This is a genomic window from Savagea serpentis (assembly GCF_015351395.1).
GTDB classification, from domain to species: domain Bacteria; phylum Bacillota; class Bacilli; order Bacillales_A; family Planococcaceae; genus Savagea; species Savagea serpentis.
Genome location: NZ_JADKPV010000009.1, coordinates 1 through 15,343 on the forward strand (window position 1 = coordinate 1; position 15,343 = coordinate 15,343).

13 protein-coding genes, 1 pseudogene and 1 riboswitch are annotated in these 15,343 nt (G+C 41.2%); all 14 genes and pseudogenes read left to right on the forward strand.

Annotated features, from left to right (window positions below; all coding sequences use genetic code 11):
- Nucleotides 1-212: 212 nt before the first annotated feature.
- The 14 genes and pseudogenes from IRY55_RS12310 to IRY55_RS12375 all read left to right on the forward strand — a co-directional run bounded on the left by IRY55_RS12310 (nucleotide 213) and on the right by IRY55_RS12375 (nucleotide 15,190).
- Nucleotides 213-761 carry a DUF2179 domain-containing protein gene (locus tag IRY55_RS12310; RefSeq protein ID WP_194563631.1) on the forward strand — a complete coding sequence of 183 codons (549 nt, stop codon included), beginning with the start codon at nucleotides 213-215 and terminating at the stop codon, nucleotides 759-761.
- Nucleotides 733-936, forward strand: coding sequence for an NETI motif-containing protein (locus IRY55_RS12315; protein ID WP_194563632.1), 204 nt, complete (start codon nucleotides 733-735; stop codon nucleotides 934-936). Before IRY55_RS12310 ends, IRY55_RS12315 begins: the two co-directional genes overlap by 29 nt.
- Nucleotides 937-1,020: 84 nt before the next feature.
- A riboswitch (purine riboswitch) is annotated at nucleotides 1,021-1,119 on the forward strand.
- 160 nt (nucleotides 1,120-1,279) lie between these two features.
- Nucleotides 1,280-1,768: a 5-(carboxyamino)imidazole ribonucleotide mutase gene (gene purE, locus IRY55_RS12320; protein WP_194563633.1), complete on the forward strand. Its 489-nt coding sequence runs from the start codon at nucleotides 1,280-1,282 to the stop codon at nucleotides 1,766-1,768.
- Nucleotides 1,765-2,889 carry a 5-(carboxyamino)imidazole ribonucleotide synthase gene (gene purK, locus IRY55_RS12325; RefSeq protein ID WP_194563634.1) on the forward strand — a complete coding sequence of 375 codons (1,125 nt, stop codon included), beginning with the start codon at nucleotides 1,765-1,767 and terminating at the stop codon, nucleotides 2,887-2,889. The genes purE and purK overlap by 4 nt, the downstream gene beginning before the upstream one ends.
- 14 nt (nucleotides 2,890-2,903) lie before the next feature.
- Nucleotides 2,904-3,149 (forward strand): phosphoribosylformylglycinamidine synthase subunit PurS, encoded by a 246-nt coding sequence (gene purS / locus IRY55_RS12330; protein WP_194563635.1) that lies wholly within the window; start codon nucleotides 2,904-2,906, stop codon nucleotides 3,147-3,149.
- 2 nt (nucleotides 3,150-3,151) lie between these two features.
- The gene (purQ, locus tag IRY55_RS12335; RefSeq protein ID WP_194563636.1) at nucleotides 3,152-3,802 is read left to right on the forward strand and encodes a phosphoribosylformylglycinamidine synthase I; all 651 of its coding nucleotides are present in this window, start codon (nucleotides 3,152-3,154) and stop codon (nucleotides 3,800-3,802) included.
- Nucleotides 3,803-6,022, forward strand: a complete 2,220-nt coding sequence (gene purL / locus IRY55_RS12340; protein ID WP_194563637.1) for a phosphoribosylformylglycinamidine synthase subunit PurL — start codon at nucleotides 3,803-3,805, stop codon at nucleotides 6,020-6,022.
- Entirely contained in the window at nucleotides 5,998-7,425 is a 1,428-nt protein-coding gene (purF, locus tag IRY55_RS12345; protein ID WP_194563638.1) for an amidophosphoribosyltransferase, read from the forward strand. Before purL ends, purF begins: the two co-directional genes overlap by 25 nt.
- Before the next feature lie 18 nt (nucleotides 7,426-7,443).
- Nucleotides 7,444-8,499 carry a phosphoribosylformylglycinamidine cyclo-ligase gene (purM, locus tag IRY55_RS12350; RefSeq protein WP_194563639.1) on the forward strand — a complete coding sequence of 352 codons (1,056 nt, stop codon included), beginning with the start codon at nucleotides 7,444-7,446 and terminating at the stop codon, nucleotides 8,497-8,499.
- Nucleotides 8,499-9,059, forward strand: a complete 561-nt coding sequence (gene purN, locus IRY55_RS12355; protein ID WP_194563640.1) for a phosphoribosylglycinamide formyltransferase — start codon at nucleotides 8,499-8,501, stop codon at nucleotides 9,057-9,059. The genes purM and purN overlap by 1 nt, the downstream gene beginning before the upstream one ends.
- A gap of 17 nt (nucleotides 9,060-9,076) precedes the next feature.
- Nucleotides 9,077-10,612 (forward strand): bifunctional phosphoribosylaminoimidazolecarboxamide formyltransferase/IMP cyclohydrolase, encoded by a 1,536-nt coding sequence (gene purH, locus IRY55_RS12360; protein ID WP_194563641.1) that lies wholly within the window; start codon nucleotides 9,077-9,079, stop codon nucleotides 10,610-10,612.
- Between the two features lie 52 nt (nucleotides 10,613-10,664).
- The gene (gene purD, locus IRY55_RS12365; protein ID WP_194563642.1) at nucleotides 10,665-11,927 is read left to right on the forward strand and encodes a phosphoribosylamine--glycine ligase; all 1,263 of its coding nucleotides are present in this window, start codon (nucleotides 10,665-10,667) and stop codon (nucleotides 11,925-11,927) included.
- 316 nt (nucleotides 11,928-12,243) lie between these two features.
- Nucleotides 12,244-13,434, forward strand: a pseudogene (locus IRY55_RS12370) (protoglobin domain-containing protein); the annotation flags it as partial.
- A 37-nt stretch (nucleotides 13,435-13,471) separates the two neighbouring features.
- Nucleotides 13,472-15,190 (forward strand): putative bifunctional diguanylate cyclase/phosphodiesterase, encoded by a 1,719-nt coding sequence (locus IRY55_RS12375; protein WP_194563643.1) that lies wholly within the window; start codon nucleotides 13,472-13,474, stop codon nucleotides 15,188-15,190.
- The last annotated feature ends 153 nt before the right edge of the window (nucleotides 15,191-15,343 follow it).

Sequence of the window (15,343 nt, forward strand, 5' to 3'; positions counted from 1 at the left end):
GACATGATGCATATTGCATCATGTCTTTTTATATAAAGACTAATATTTTTATAATTGCACTCTAACATAAGCATATTCGATGATGAGAAATATATTTTCTATCATCGAATATGCTTTTTTGACCTCTTCTTTTTTACAATCAAGTTGCGTCTAAAAATGAAAAAGAGTATGGTTAAATGAGAGAAGAAGAAAGGTAGGGATGCGTGTTGCTCATGTTGCTTATTATCTTTTCAATCAATATTGTATATGTCTCGTTTTTTACAGTGCGTATGATTTTGACATTGAAAGGATATCGCTACATTGCAGCCGTCGTCAGCATGGTGGAGGTCGTTATTTATGTTGTCGGTTTAGGTTTAGTATTAGACAATTTAAATGAAATACAAAACTTAATTGCTTATGCTGTCGGGTATGGATGTGGGGTTATTATTGGTACGAAAATTGAAGAGAAATTAGCGTTAGGTTATGTGACGGTGAATGTCATTACAGCAGATGTCGACAAACAGATGACTTCTCAACTGCGCCAAAAAGGATATGGTGTCACAGATTGGGTGTCACATGGTTTAAATGGAGATCGAACTTCAATGCAAATTTTAACACCACGAAAATATGAGCTCGCATTGTATGAAGAAATCAAACAATTAGACCCAAAGGCATTTATCATTTCCTATGAACCAAAAATGATTCATGGTGGGTTTTGGGTGAAAACAGTACGAAAAGGTAGGTTGTTTAAAAATGGCGAAAAAAAGAATGAAAAAAAGTGAATGGGTGAGCGTTGAAAAGGGTGAAACAGTAGCTGAAGCGTATGATCGACTTGTTGCAGCAGGCTATGAAGTCATCGGGAGACGTGAAGAACCGGTGTTTATTGAAGAGAATGGCGAAAAGAAGTGGTTGCATCAAAATATTCAATTTCATGTGAAAATAAAGGATCCTGCTTGAAATAAAACCGAACGTTATAATGTGACTAATAATTTAACGTTCGTATATTTGCATTGACTAACCGAAAAATGCTTGTTAAAATAGGTAGAGTAATAAGAAATCCCACATATAAGTCGAAGAATAGGCTTTGATGTTTCTACAGGGCACCGGAATGTCCTAACTATGCGGGAAAGTGACTTTTGAGTAAGGAGCGAAAGCTGTGTCGGTGCGAATGGTTATTTTATCAAAACATCTTCACGCAAATCGTCATATCCTCGAATGAGCTGCTTTTCACGCGAAACAAAGTGGAAAAGCAGTTTATTCGAGGATTTTTTAATTGATAAAAAGAAGGAGCGGATCGATTGTGAAACCGAAAGTAGGCGTCATCATGGGCAGTAAAAGTGATTGGGAAACGATGCAGTTAGCTTGTGATGTGTTGGATGAATTGCAAGTACCTTACGAAAAAAAGGTTGTATCAGCGCATCGAACACCAGACTTCATGTTTGAATACGCGGAACAAGCCGAAGCGAAAGGGTTACAAGTTATTATCGCTGGAGCTGGAGGAGCAGCGCATTTGCCAGGTATGGTCGCATCTAAAACATTAGTGCCCGTTATTGGGGTTCCGATTCAATCACGCGCTTTAAAAGGGATGGATTCTTTATTATCAATCGTTCAGATGCCAGGTGGAGTCCCTGTTGCCACGATGGCGATTGGAACGGCAGGAGCGACAAATGCAGGTTTGTACGCAGCACAAATCGTTAGCTTAACGGATGACAAAGTAAAACAAGCGATTGCATCGCGTAGAGAAAATATGAAGCAAATTGCTTTAGAAAGTAGTAGTGAACTAATATGAAAGTAATTCAGCCTAGTTCAACAATCGGCATTATCGGTGGAGGACAGTTAGGTCGCATGATGGGACTCGCAGCAAAAGAAGCAGGATTTAAAATCGCTGTGCTCGATCCGACACGTAATTCACCATGTGGACAAATTGCGGACATTCAAATCGTTGCTCCGTATGATGACGAACGAGCATTAAATGAATTAGCCGAAGTGAGCGACGTCATTACGTATGAATTTGAAAATATCGATTATGAAGGTTTGAAGCGTTTAGGTGAAAAAGCGTATGTTCCACAAGGTGCTGAACTTGTACGCATTACACAAAATCGCATCGCTGAAAAGCGTGAAATTCGACAAGCAGGTGTACCTGTTGCTCCATATATCGAAGCGCAAACTTTCGATGAACTCATTCAACAAATCGATAAGATCGGATATCCCGCTGTCGTGAAAACAGCATTCGGAGGATACGACGGAAAAGGACAAGTTCGTGTGAGTAGCGCAGATGATTTACAAGAAGCGAAGGCGTTATTCGAATTTTCTCCATGCATTGCAGAAGCATTCGTATCGTTTGAAAAAGAAATTTCGGTCATTATTCAACGCAATGCAGCGGGCGAATCATATTCATTACCGGTTGCAGAAAATATTCATGTCAATCATATTTTGCATGAGTCGATCGTGCCAGCACGTGTTTCTCCAACAGTATTAGATGAAGCAGCGCACGCGGCAAAAAAAATTGCGGATCATTTAAATTTGGTCGGAACATTGGCAGTTGAAATGTTCGTCCTTGCAGATGACACAATCATCATTAACGAACTAGCACCACGTCCGCATAACTCCGGACATTATTCAATTGAAGCGTGCAATATTTCGCAATTCCATCAACATATCCGAGCAATTGCTGGATGGCCACTACGCAAACCGAAATTGTGGGCTTCGTCCATTATGGTGAACGTCTTAGGACAGCACGTGGCACCGCTCGAACAAAAAATCGCATCTTATCCAGATTGGTCGATTCATTTATATGGCAAAGAAGAAGCGAAAGAAAATCGCAAAATGGGCCATGTGACAATCATGACTGAACATATAGAACAAACATTAGAAGATATTGAACAATCGATGATTTGGACATCGAACTAATAGGAGGAACTAACATGAAAATTGCAAAAGTATACGTAACATTAAGAGAGAGCGTCGTAGATCCAGAAGGAACAGCAGCAAAAGAAGCTTTACACAAAATGGGCTATAACGAAGTACAAAACGCACGTTTTGGTCGTTTGATTGAATTAGAACTAGACGGTTCAGCAGAAGATGTAGAAGCACGTGTAGACGCAATGTGTAAAGATTTATTAATTAACCGTGTAATCGAAGACTATCGTTTTGATATTGAGGAGGCGTAATGATGAAAGTTGCGATCTTAAACTTTCCAGGAACGAGTTGTGAAACGGAAGTAGAACGATTATTTCAAACGATTGTTAAAGCAGAACCGACAATCATTTGGCATGCAGACGCGACATCGCTAGAAGCGTACGATGCAGTTGTTATTCCTAACGGAGCTGTGTATGGAAACTATTTACGTCCAGGCGCATTAGCGAAAAGTTCACCTGCTACAAAGGCGTTACAAACATTTGCACAAGCTGGGAAACCAGTCGTCGGTCTCGGAAACGGTTTTCAAGTGTTAGTTGAAATCGGCCTATTACCAGGTGCTTTTTTACAAAATCCATCACTCACTTTCCAATCAGGGAAAGCAGCATTACGTGTGAATCGAAAGACGAAATTTACAAGTCAATATCGAGAAGAGGTCATTACTTTACCGTACGCTCAACAATTTGCGACGTATTACAATGACACGCCAATCGCTAAGGAACAAATTGTGATGACATTTGAAAACAATATGTTCAATAGCACGCAATCGATTGCGGCATTGACGAATGAAGGCGGCAATGTATGTGGCATTATCGCATTGCCAGAACGTGCAACGGAAGCAGTGATCGGTGGAACGGACGGACTTCCATTTTTCGAATCTATTTTAAACAATTGGAGTGAACAATAAATGGTTGAACCTACAGCGCAACAAGTAAAAGAAGAAAAATTATATTTGCAAATGGGTATGACGGATGAAGAGTTCGCACTCGCAGAAAAAATGCTCGGCCGTACACCGAACTATACAGAAACAGGTATTTTCTCTGCTATGTGGTCAGAGCACTGTTCATATAAAAGTTCGACACCTGTATTGAAACGATTCCCAACGAAAGGTCCACGTGTTTTACAAGGGCCAGGAGAAGGAGCGGGAATTGTCGATATCGGGGATAACCAAGCGGCAGTATTCAAAATGGAATCACATAACTCACCTTCTGCGATCGAGCCATTTATCGGCGCAGCGACAGGAGCTGGGGGAATTTTACGCGATGTCTTCTCAATGGGAGCTCGTCCCGTAGCACTCGTTAACTCACTTCGCTTCGGTGATTTAACAGATGCGCGCGACCGTTTCTTATTTAAAGAAGCAGTAGCAGGAATTGCGCATTACGGAAACGTCATCGGAATTCCAACGATTGCAGGGGAAGCGCAATTTGACCAAAGTTATTCACACCGTCCACTCGTTAACGCGATGGCGGTCGGATTATTAAATCATGAAGACATTCAAAAAGGTGTCGCATCAGGTGTCGGTAATACGGTTATTTACGCTGGTGCGAAAACAGGTCGTGACGGTATTCACGGTGCGACGATGTCTTCTGCAGAAGTGACGATTGAAGAGGAAGAAGAACTTCCAATTATGCAAGGGGGAGACCCTTATTTAGAAAAGCTCGTCATGGAAGCATGTTTAGAACTCGTTCATTACGATTCACTCATCGGAATTCAAGATATGGGAGCAGCCGGTTTAACATCATCTGCAGCTGAAATGGCTTCAAAAGCAGGGTACGGTGTTGAGTTAAACTTAGACCTCGTGCCTCAACGTGAAGAAGGGATGACGGCTTATGAAATGATGTTATCGGAATCACAAGAGCGTATGTTAATCGTCGTTAAAGAAGGTCATGAACAAGAAGTGATCGACTTATTCGATAAATATGGCATTGAAGCATGTGCGATTGGTAAAGTAACAGATGACAAAATGTTGCGTCTTCTCCATAAAGGGGAAGTTGTCGCAGAAATTAAAGCAGACGACTTAGCGGAAGATAATCCGGTTTATCATAAAGAATCAAAAGAGCCAGCGTATTTCGCTGAATATCAAGCGATGGACAATGTCGCACCAGAAGTAAAAGATGTGAAACAGACGGCACTCGATTTATTACAACGTCCGACAATCGCATCGAAAGCATGGGTTTACAATCAATTCGATTCAGAAGCGCGTGGTAATACGGTCGTTGCACCAGGTTCATCTGCAGGAATTATCCGTGTAGAAGGAACGAATAAAGGACTTGCGATGACATCGGACTGTAACTCTCGCTACATTTATTTAGACCCAGAAACAGGCGGTAAAATTGCGGTTTCAGAAGCGGCACGTAACTTAGTATGTTCAGGTGCAGAACCGATTGCAATTACAGACTGCTTAAACTTCGGTAGCCCGGATAAGCCAGAAGTCTTCTGGCAATTAGAACAATCCGCAGATGGAATTTCGGCAGCTTGTTTAGCATTAGATACACCTGTCATCGGCGGAAACGTATCATTATCAAATGAAGTGAACGGACAATCTGTCAAACCTACACCGACAATCGGTATGGTTGGACTAGTCAATGATTTATCAGAAGTGACATCATCAACCGCTCAACAAGCAGGAGACGCGATTTATGTAATCGGGGAAGCTTTACCTGAATTTGGCGGTAGCGAATTGCAACAAATGCTAGAAGGTGACATTCGCGGTCGTGCACCACAATTGGATTTAGACGTAGAGAAAAAACGTCAAAATCAAGTGCTTCAAGCGATTCGTGAAGGTGTCGTCGCTTCAGCAACAGACGTTTCAGAAGGTGGCTTAGCGGTCGCATTATTCGAGACCGTATTCGGTGAAACGGTATTCGGATTAGATGTAACTTTACGAGGAGAAGCAGTGACAGCACTATTTAGTGAAACACAATCACGCTTCGTCTTAACAGTCCGTGAAGAAAACCGTCAAGCGTTTGAAGCGATTGTTGAAGATGCCGTACATGTCGGAACAGTAACAGCTCAAGAAGTATCAATTAAAGGTGAAGACGGCGACGTATGGATTGCTGGAACAGCGTCAGAATTTCACGATGCTTGGAAAGGAGCTCTTGAATGCTTGCTGAACTCAGAGGATTAAATGAAGAGTGTGGCGTCTTTGGCATATGGGGGCATGAGGAAGCAGCACAGTTTTCATATTACGGATTGCACGCATTGCAACACCGTGGTCAAGAAGGTGCAGGGATTGTTACGACGAGTGGAAATGGCTTGAAAGTCATTAAAGGCGAGGGGCTTGTGAATGATGTGTTCTCAGGCAATACACTTGATACATTAACAGGACATGCAGCGATTGGACAAGTGCGCTATACGACGGAGTGTGGACGTGGAATTGAAAACGTCCAGCCTCTCGTCTTCCGTTCTACGACAGGAAGTCTTGCGATTGCGATGAACGGTAACCTCGTCAATGCTCGCGATTTGAAAGAGTCGTTAGAACAACAAGGAAGTATTTTTCAAACGAATTCTGATACGGAAGTGCTCGCTCATTTAATTAAGCGAAGCCGCGGTTCTTTAAATCAACGAGACCGTGTTAAATCTGCTTTAAAAACGTTAAAAGGCGCTTTCGCCTTCGTCATTTTAACGGATGACAGCTTAATGGTGGCACAAGACCCGAATGGATTGCGTCCTCTTTCTTTAGGAAAGCTCGGAGATTCATGGGTTGTCGCAAGTGAAACATGTGCATTCGATATTATTGGAGCGAAGCATGTACGTTCGGTTGAACCAGGAGAACTCATTACGATTACAAAAGATGGTTTGCACTCTGATCGTTTTCAAGAAGCGGATGATCGTGCGATTTGCTCGATGGAATACATTTATTTCTCACGTCCGGATTCAAATATCGATGACATTAATATCCATAATGCGCGCAAACGTTGCGGTATTCAATTAGCGAAAGAAGTCGGTAATTTAGAAGCGGACGTCGTCACAGGTGTGCCAGACTCTAGTATTTCGGCAGCGATTGGATTTTCAGAAGCGACAGGTATTCCGTACGAATTAGGACTTATTAAAAACCGTTACGTCGGACGTACATTCATTGAACCGTCTCAAGCGCTTCGTGAAAAAGGGGTCAAAATGAAACTGTCTCCCGTTCACCACGTCGTCAGTGGAAAACGTGTCGTCATGGTAGACGATTCAATCGTTCGCGGTACGACATCACGTCGCATCGTCAAAATGTTGAAAGAAGCCGGCGCGACAGAAGTTCACGTCGTGATTGCATCACCACCACTCGTCAACCCTTGTTATTACGGAGTCGACATTAGTACGGATTCAGAACTGATTGCTACAGGCCGTACAGTGGATGAAGTGCGCGATTTAATTGAAGCGGACTCGCTCACATTTTTATCAGTAGAAGGTTTATTACAATCGGTCGGTCGTTCAGAAGAAATGAAAAATTGCGGACAATGTGTCGCATGTTTCACAGGAGAATATCCGACAGAAATTTATTCAGATACAGTATTGCCCCATGAGAAGGATCTCGCACGATAAACGTTTAGGAGGATATTCATGTCAAAAGCATATGAACAAGCAGGAGTTAATATTGAAGCAGGGTACGAATCAGTAAAGCGTATGAAATCACATGTTGAACGTACGAATCGTTTAGGAGTTGCAGGAACATTTGGTGGTTTCGGTGGAATGTTCGATTTATCTGCTTTAAATTATAAAGAACCTGTGCTCATTTCAGGAACAGACGGTGTTGGCACGAAATTGAAACTAGCATTTATGGCAGATAAGCACGATACGATCGGAATCGACTGTGTCGCAATGTGTGTGAACGATATCGTCGCACAAGGGGCAGAACCACTTTATTTCCTCGACTACATCGCACTCGGCAAAGCAGTACCTGAAAAGGTAGAAGCGATCGTCAAAGGAATTGCGGACGGTTGTGTTCAATCAGGCGCAGCGCTCATCGGTGGAGAAACAGCAGAAATGCCAGGTCTCTATGCAGAAGAAGAGTATGACTTAGCAGGATTTGCAGTCGGTGCTTGTGAGAAGAGCAATATCGTGACAGGTGAAAAAGTGCAAGCAGGGGACGTATTAGTCGGAATCGCATCAAGCGGTATTCACTCAAACGGTTACTCACTTGTGCGTAAAGTAGTTCTTGAAGATTCAGGATATACGGTGAACGATACGATTGAAGGATTTGAACAACTTGGAACAGTCGGGGATGCACTTTTACAACCGACAAAAATTTATGCAAAACCTGTTTTAGATATGTTGAAAGCGACAGATATTCACGCAATGGGACATATTACAGGCGGCGGTTTCTACGAAAACGTACCGCGTATGTTAAAAGACGGCTTAACAGCAGAAATTGAATTAGGAAGCTGGGAAGTATTGCCGGTATTCCAAATGTTAAAACAAAAAGGCAAGTTGCAAGATAAAGATTTATACAGTGTGTTCAATATGGGGATTGGCTACATTGTAGCAGTGTCAGCTGAACAAGCAGATGAGATTATCGCGATTGCAGAAAAGCATGGAGAGCGCGCTTATCAAATCGGTACAGTGATTGAAGGAGAAGACCTTCAATTTAAAGGTGAACACGACGGGAGTTTAGCGTAATGAAAAAGCTAGTCGTTTTCGCTTCAGGAAGCGGGAGCAATTTTGAAGCGTTGGCAGAGGCTTGTCAAAAAGGCGAACTCGAAGCGACAATTGAGCTTCTCATCGTTGATAAAGAAGAAGCATATGCGATTGAACGAGCGAAAAAGTATGGCATTCGTTCGATCGTCTTGTTGCCCAAAACGTTTGAATCAAAAGAAGCGTATGAGCAAGCAATTTTAGCCGAACTTGAAATGATTGAGCCAAACTTTCTCATTTTAGCGGGGTATATGCGTTTAATCGGGGACACGTTATTAAGTGCGTATCCGAATCAAATCGTGAACATTCACCCTTCTTTACTCCCTTCATTTCCAGGGAAAGATGCAATTGGACAAGCGGTGGCACATGGAGTAAAAGTGACGGGTGTAACCGTTCATTACGTTGACGCCGGAATGGATACGGGACCGATTATTATGCAGCGTGCGGTAAATGTGGTAGATGGAGACGTAGAAGCAACAGCAACAGCGATTCATCAAGTGGAACATGAACTATACAAAGAAGCAATCCAACAAATAATGAAATGACACGTGGAGGGTTACCATTGACAAAAAGAGCGTTAATTAGCGTATCAGACAAAAGTGGCGTATTAGAATTCGCACAAACTTTAGAGCGTTTCGGTTATGAGATTTTATCGACAGGCGGTACGATGAAACATTTAGCAGAAAACGGAGTAAAAGTGACAGCAGTAGATGAAGTGACAAAATTTCCTGAAATTATGGAAGGCCGCGTAAAAACATTAAATCCGATGATTCACGGTGGATTGTTAGCGAAACGTGACGATGCAAATCATATCGCACAAATGGAAGAACACGGCATTCAAGGAATCGATATCGTATGTGTTAACTTATACCCATTTAAACAGACGATTGCAAAGCCGGATGTACAAGTGGAAGATGCGATTGAAAATATCGACATCGGTGGACCAGCGATGTTGCGCGCTTCAGCGAAAAACCATCAGTACGTCACTGTAATCGTTGACGCTGCAGACTACGATGAGGTGCTCGCACAATTGCAAACTGAAGGCGAAACGACACTTGAATTGCGCAGACGTCTTGCGGCAAAAGTATTCCGTCACACGGCAGCGTATGATGCGTTAATCTCGAACTATATGACAGAGCTCGCAGGTGAAGAGTTCCCAGAGCAAGTGACACAAACGTATGAATTAAAACAGCCTCTTCGATACGGTGAAAACCCACATCAGAAAGCGGCATTTTATTCACGCCCACTCGGCTCGAATTTCTCGATCGCCTATGCGGACCAATTGCACGGTAAAGAATTATCATACAACAATATTCAAGATGCGAACGCAGCGATTCAAATTGTGAAAGAATTCGACATGCCAGCAGCCGTTGCTGTGAAACATATGAATCCTTGCGGTGTTGGAACGGGCGAAACGATTGCGGACGCTTTTCAAAAAGCATACGAAGCAGATCCAACATCCATTTTCGGTGGCATTATCGCATTAAACCGCGAAGTTGATCTTGCGACAGCGGAACAACTTTCTGAAATTTTCTTAGAAATCGTCATCGCTCCAAGCTTTACGAAAGAAGCATTTGATCTTTTAACGAAAAAGAAAAATATTCGTCTTTTAACGATCTCATTCGATTCTCCGACAGAAGACAAGTGGAATACGGTATCGGTTGAAGGTGGATTACTCATGCAGTCACCAGATACGTATGGTTTTGAAGAAGCGGAAATTAGCGTTGCGACAGACCGTCAGCCGACAGAAGAAGAGTGGGAAGCATTAAAGCTCGGTTGGGCAGTCGTGAAACACGTGAAATCAAATGCGATTGTTGTGACAGATGAAAATATGACACTCGGTGTCGGCGCTGGACAGATGAACCGTGTCGGTGCGGCAAAAATCGCATTAGAGCAAGCAGGTGAGCGTGCGAAAGGTGCGGCACTCGCATCGGATGCATTTTTCCCAATGCCTGATACAATAGAAGAAGCAGCGAAAGCGGGAATTACAGCGGTTATTCAACCAGGTGGTTCTGTGCGCGATGCTGATTCAATTGAAAAAGCAAATGAATATGGGATGACGATGGTCTTCACAGGAGTACGTCATTTCAAACATTAAAATAAAAGAATCGGGCAGACGACTGTCCGATTCTTTATTAGGAGGAAACGTTATGAAAGTATTAGTAGTAGGAAGCGGAGGACGTGAACACGCATTAGCGCGCAAGTTCAATCAGTCACCGTCCGTATCGAAAGTATATGTCGCACCAGGAAATGACGGAATGAAACAAGATGCTGAACTCGTTCCAGTCGATGCTTTGAATTTTGAAGTATTAGCACAATTTGTGAAAGATCAAGAAATCGATTTAACATTCGTCGGACCAGAACAACCTCTCGCGGAAGGAATTGTCGACTATTTCGAAAACGTCGGACTCGTCGCATTCGGTCCTTCGAAAAAAGCAGCACAAATTGAAGGAAGTAAATCATTCGCGAAAGAAATTATGACGAAATACAATATTCCAACTGCTAGCTATGAAACATTTACGGAAGTAGCACCAGCCGTTGCGTATATTCGCGAGATGGGCGCACCGATTGTCGTCAAAGCAGACGGTCTTGCAGCAGGTAAAGGCGTCATCGTCGCAGAAACGGAAGAACAGGCAATTGAAGCGGTAGAAGATATGATCGGCAATCAAATGTTCGGCGATTCTTCATCGAAAGTTGTCATCGAACAATTTTTAGATGGTGAAGAGTTTTCATACATGTCATTCGTCCATAAAGGCCAAATTTACCCGATGGTGATCGCCCAAGATCATAAGCGTGCATATGACGGCGACACGGGCCCGAACACAGGAGGAATGGGCTCTTACTCCCCAGTACCTCAAATCTCTGATGCAGTCGTTCAACGAGCGTATGACGAAGTTGTCGTTCCAACAGTGAAAGCGATGGAAGCGGAAGGTGCTCCATTTACAGGTATTTTATATGCGGGACTCATTTTAACAGAGGACGGTCCGAAAGTGATTGAATTTAACGCACGCTTCGGCGATCCAGAAACGCAAGTTGTATTGCCACGTATGGAATCAGACTTCGGTGAGTTTATGCAAGCATTGATGAACGAAGAACCGTATGAATTACGTTGGACAGATGAAGCGGTTTTAGGTGTTGTCGTCGCAGCAGAAGGTTATCCTGGTGATGTGGAGAAAGGAAATCCACTTCCTGATTTAACGGCAGCGATTGAATCGAATGTAGAGGTATACTATGCAGGAGCACAGGAGAAAGATGGCGTACTCGTTGGTAATGGAGGCCGTATTTTATTATTAAACGGTCGAGGAAAAGATTTAAAAGAAGCCCACCAGAATGTATATAATGAAATTGCGAAATACAATTGGGATCATTTCTTCTACCGAAAAGATATTGGGTGGAGAACTTTTAATAAATAAACAAAAAGAGAAATCATTTTACTAATAAAATGATTTCTCTTTTTGTTTTTAATGATACTTTGAATCTAAATTTAAAGTAAATCTAAATTTTTGTAATCATTACTAAATTTTGTGATAATATCCGATATAATAAAGTATAGTATATTTGTATCGTTTATATGGTGGAGGTAAAAAGTCATGAAAATAACATTATTCGATTGAGAGAGGGAGGAAAAAATGTTGTTTCGGTAGCCGAATGAAGAAGAAAAGTATGTTGTCAGAGGTAGATAAACAAAGAGTAGTGTTTGAAACATCTGATGTCGACTTGATGGAAAAGATGAAATTAATCTCATTTACAGCTCATGATTTGAAAGTATTAAAAACACTCTATCCGATAGTAGAAAAGAATATGCATAAGATAGTTCAAAAGTTTTATGATACAATCATGTTAGTGCCAGAATTAGAGCTTATGATTCAAAAACATAGCTCGATTGACAGACTAAAAGGTGTTCTATTTCCCCACTTACTCGAGTTGTTTTCAGGTGTGATTGATGAGCAGTTTGTTCAAAAACGTTTAACAGTGGCGCATGTCCATTATAAAATCGGACTGAAACCTGCTTGGTATTTAGCGGCATTTCAGGGGTTACAGCGTTCCTTGTTAGATATCGTCTGCGAAAATGTAGAAGATCCAAACGAATGGATGGATTTCATTTCATCTATTACACGTATTTTAAGTTTAGAACAACAGCTAGTATTAGAAGCTTACGAGACGGAAACGAGAAAAGGGATGCAAGAGAGCTTCGTAGAAGGACAGGCAGAAATTCAGAAAAGAGTCATTTCGGTAAGTGATCAACTCGTAGGATCGTCTCAAGAGGCGAATGCTTTAATCGAAACATTAGTGCACAGTAGTGAAGCGGTGTATTCAATCTCTACTAAAGGACATGAGCAAGCAGAAGAGACGAAAGAAATTGGTGAAGTTGGTCAACAAACTTTAAAAAATTTACTTGAAAAAGTAGAAATGATTGCTAGAAATATTGAAGGTATGAATAAAATTGTACAAAATGTCGAAAACTCTTCAAACCAAATTACAGGGGTTGTAAAAATCGTAGAAGAAATTGCAGAACAGACGAATTTACTCGCATTGAACTCAGCGATTGAAGCAGCGAGAGCTGGAGAACATGGAAGGGGCTTCGCTGTAGTAGCGGATGAAGTACGTCATTTAGCCGACCAAACGAAAAGTTCGATTTCCACAATTCATGGGCTCGTTCAAACGTCAAATCAATACACGCAAGAATTAATTCAATCACTCGGCACTGTGACTGAAGAAGTGAAAGAAACGAGCGAAACTTCCCAAAAAACATACCGTGATTTCGAATCCATTATTCAAGCGATGACCAATAATTTGCAGACGAATCGCAATATTCAAAAGCAAGTAGAAAGTCAGCATGATGCGCTTCGAGATATTGATGAAGTAATGGACGTTGTTGTGAAGTCGGCAGACCGTTTACATGAAATTGTCGAGCAATAAAATGAAATTTTATTATGGATGAGGGACTGGGTGTAAGATGACACATACATTTGAGAATAGTACATTTGAACATAACAGTAGAGAGTATTCGATTCGTGAATTAATGGATATTGAAGTTGCTATGAATCATTCTGTCATCGTTGCCATCACTGATCACCGCGGCGCGATTACATATGTGAATGATCATTTTTGTGAAATCTCAAAATATACGAGAGAAGAATTAATTGGAAGAAATCATCGGTTGCTTAATTCAGGCTTTCACCCTAAAACATTTTTTAAAGAAATGTGGGAAACGATTTCCGCAGGAGAAATTTGGAATGGAGAGATTTGTAACCGAGCGAAAGACCATTCCATTTATTGGGTGAAGACGACGATTGTTCCTTTTTTAGATGAAGTGGGAAAGCCGTATCAATATATCGCTGTACGAACAGATGTTACTGCTCAAAAAAGCATCGAAAAAATACAACAAATGGCTTATACAGATGAATTGACAGGGTTGCCGAATCGCCGGAAGCTTATCCAAGATGTTGAACAATTATTAGTGAAAGACTTTGAGAAAGAACGCTTTTCATTAATCTGTATTGACATTAATGACTTTAAAAAAGTGAATGAAGGATTTGGACGAGCAGTGGGTGATTTATTTTTACTCGAAGTGGGGAGACGTTTAGGAAATATTTGTGCGCAATTTGAAGCGCAAGCCTATCGTTTAACGGCTGATGAATTTATGATTTTATCTTTATCTGAAGAAGACCAGTTAACAAAGCAATTAATTGCTAATCTGAAATTCATTTTTTCGAAAAGTTTTATAATTGATGGCCAAGAGTTTTACTCGAGCGCAAGTATGGGGGTAAGTTTCTATCCCAATCATGCACGAACGACAGAAGATTTATTAGATAAAGCGAGCATCGCCGTATCAAAAGCGAAAGAGCAGGCTGGTGTCCATTGTACAATATATGATGAATCGATGGATAAAGATCAATTAGAAACATTGATTATTGAACGCAAGCTTCGTACAGCACTAGAAGATGGCACATTGCAATTACATTATCAACCTAAAGTACATGCCAAGACACAGCGAGTGGTTGGTATGGAAGCACTCACGCGTTGGATTGATGATGAATTAGGCTTTATTTCTCCTAGTAAATTCATTCCAATCGCAGAAGAGCGTGGTTTGATAAACGATATTGGAGAATGGTCTCTACGTACAGCTTGTTATCAAGTGAAAGAATGGAATGAACGATTTGGTACAGAATATAAAGTAGCAGTCAATATTTCGCCGACACATTTTATTCAACCGAATTTTTTGAGCAATGTGAAACAAACGATTAAAGAAACAGGGGTCAATCCTAAATTTATCGAATTAGAAATTACAGAAGAAAGTATGATGGAATCGACTGAACATACAATGAAAGTATTATCTACGTTGAGAGAGTATGGCATAACATTAGCAATTGATGATTTTGGAACAGGGTATTCATCGTTTAGTTTTTTAAAGCAATTCCCTGTAGATTCTTTAAAAATTGATCAATCGTTTGTGAGAGATTTGTCAACAAATAGCGACAGTTCGGCGATTATTGCTGTCATGATTCAACTCGGTCATGCGCTCGGTTTAGAAGTTGTCGTAGAGGGCGTAGAAAAAGAATCTGAATTAATTATTTTAAGAAAATTAGAAGCTGATATGATTCAAGGTTATTATTTCAGTAAGCCGGTCTCCACGAAAGAATTTACAGAAAAGCTTGAGTATATTCATACGTAGTTTAAAAATTCATCACTTTAAGAGTGGAAAGAAACTTAAAGTGATGAATTTTTGTTTTTTACATAAATATACTTATTTCTAAAAATCATCTTGACAATGGATAGGAGGTTCCCTATCGTTCAAGTGGAAAGACTATAATCAAAAAGGAGTAGA

What these genes read in the sequence shown, in the direction of transcription:
- purQ (WP_194563636.1), top strand. Translation starts at nt 3,152, where the DNA reads ATGAAAGTTGCGATCTTAAACTTTCCAGGAACGAGTTGTGAAACGGAA.
- purM (WP_194563639.1), top strand. Translation starts at nt 7,444, where the DNA reads ATGTCAAAAGCATATGAACAAGCAGGAGTTAATATTGAAGCAGGGTAC.
- purF (WP_194563638.1), top strand. Translation starts at nt 5,998, where the DNA reads ATGCTTGCTGAACTCAGAGGATTAAATGAAGAGTGTGGCGTCTTTGGC.
- purK (WP_194563634.1), top strand. Translation starts at nt 1,765, where the DNA reads ATGAAAGTAATTCAGCCTAGTTCAACAATCGGCATTATCGGTGGAGGA.
- purL (WP_194563637.1), top strand. Translation starts at nt 3,803, where the DNA reads ATGGTTGAACCTACAGCGCAACAAGTAAAAGAAGAAAAATTATATTTG.
- purS (WP_194563635.1), top strand. Translation starts at nt 2,904, where the DNA reads ATGAAAATTGCAAAAGTATACGTAACATTAAGAGAGAGCGTCGTAGAT.
- IRY55_RS12375 (WP_194563643.1), top strand. Translation starts at nt 13,472, where the DNA reads ATGACACATACATTTGAGAATAGTACATTTGAACATAACAGTAGAGAG.
- purD (WP_194563642.1), top strand. Translation starts at nt 10,665, where the DNA reads ATGAAAGTATTAGTAGTAGGAAGCGGAGGACGTGAACACGCATTAGCG.
- purN (WP_194563640.1), top strand. Translation starts at nt 8,499, where the DNA reads ATGAAAAAGCTAGTCGTTTTCGCTTCAGGAAGCGGGAGCAATTTTGAA.
- IRY55_RS12315 (WP_194563632.1), top strand. Translation starts at nt 733, where the DNA reads ATGGCGAAAAAAAGAATGAAAAAAAGTGAATGGGTGAGCGTTGAAAAG.
- IRY55_RS12310 (WP_194563631.1), top strand. Translation starts at nt 213, where the DNA reads ATGTTGCTTATTATCTTTTCAATCAATATTGTATATGTCTCGTTTTTT.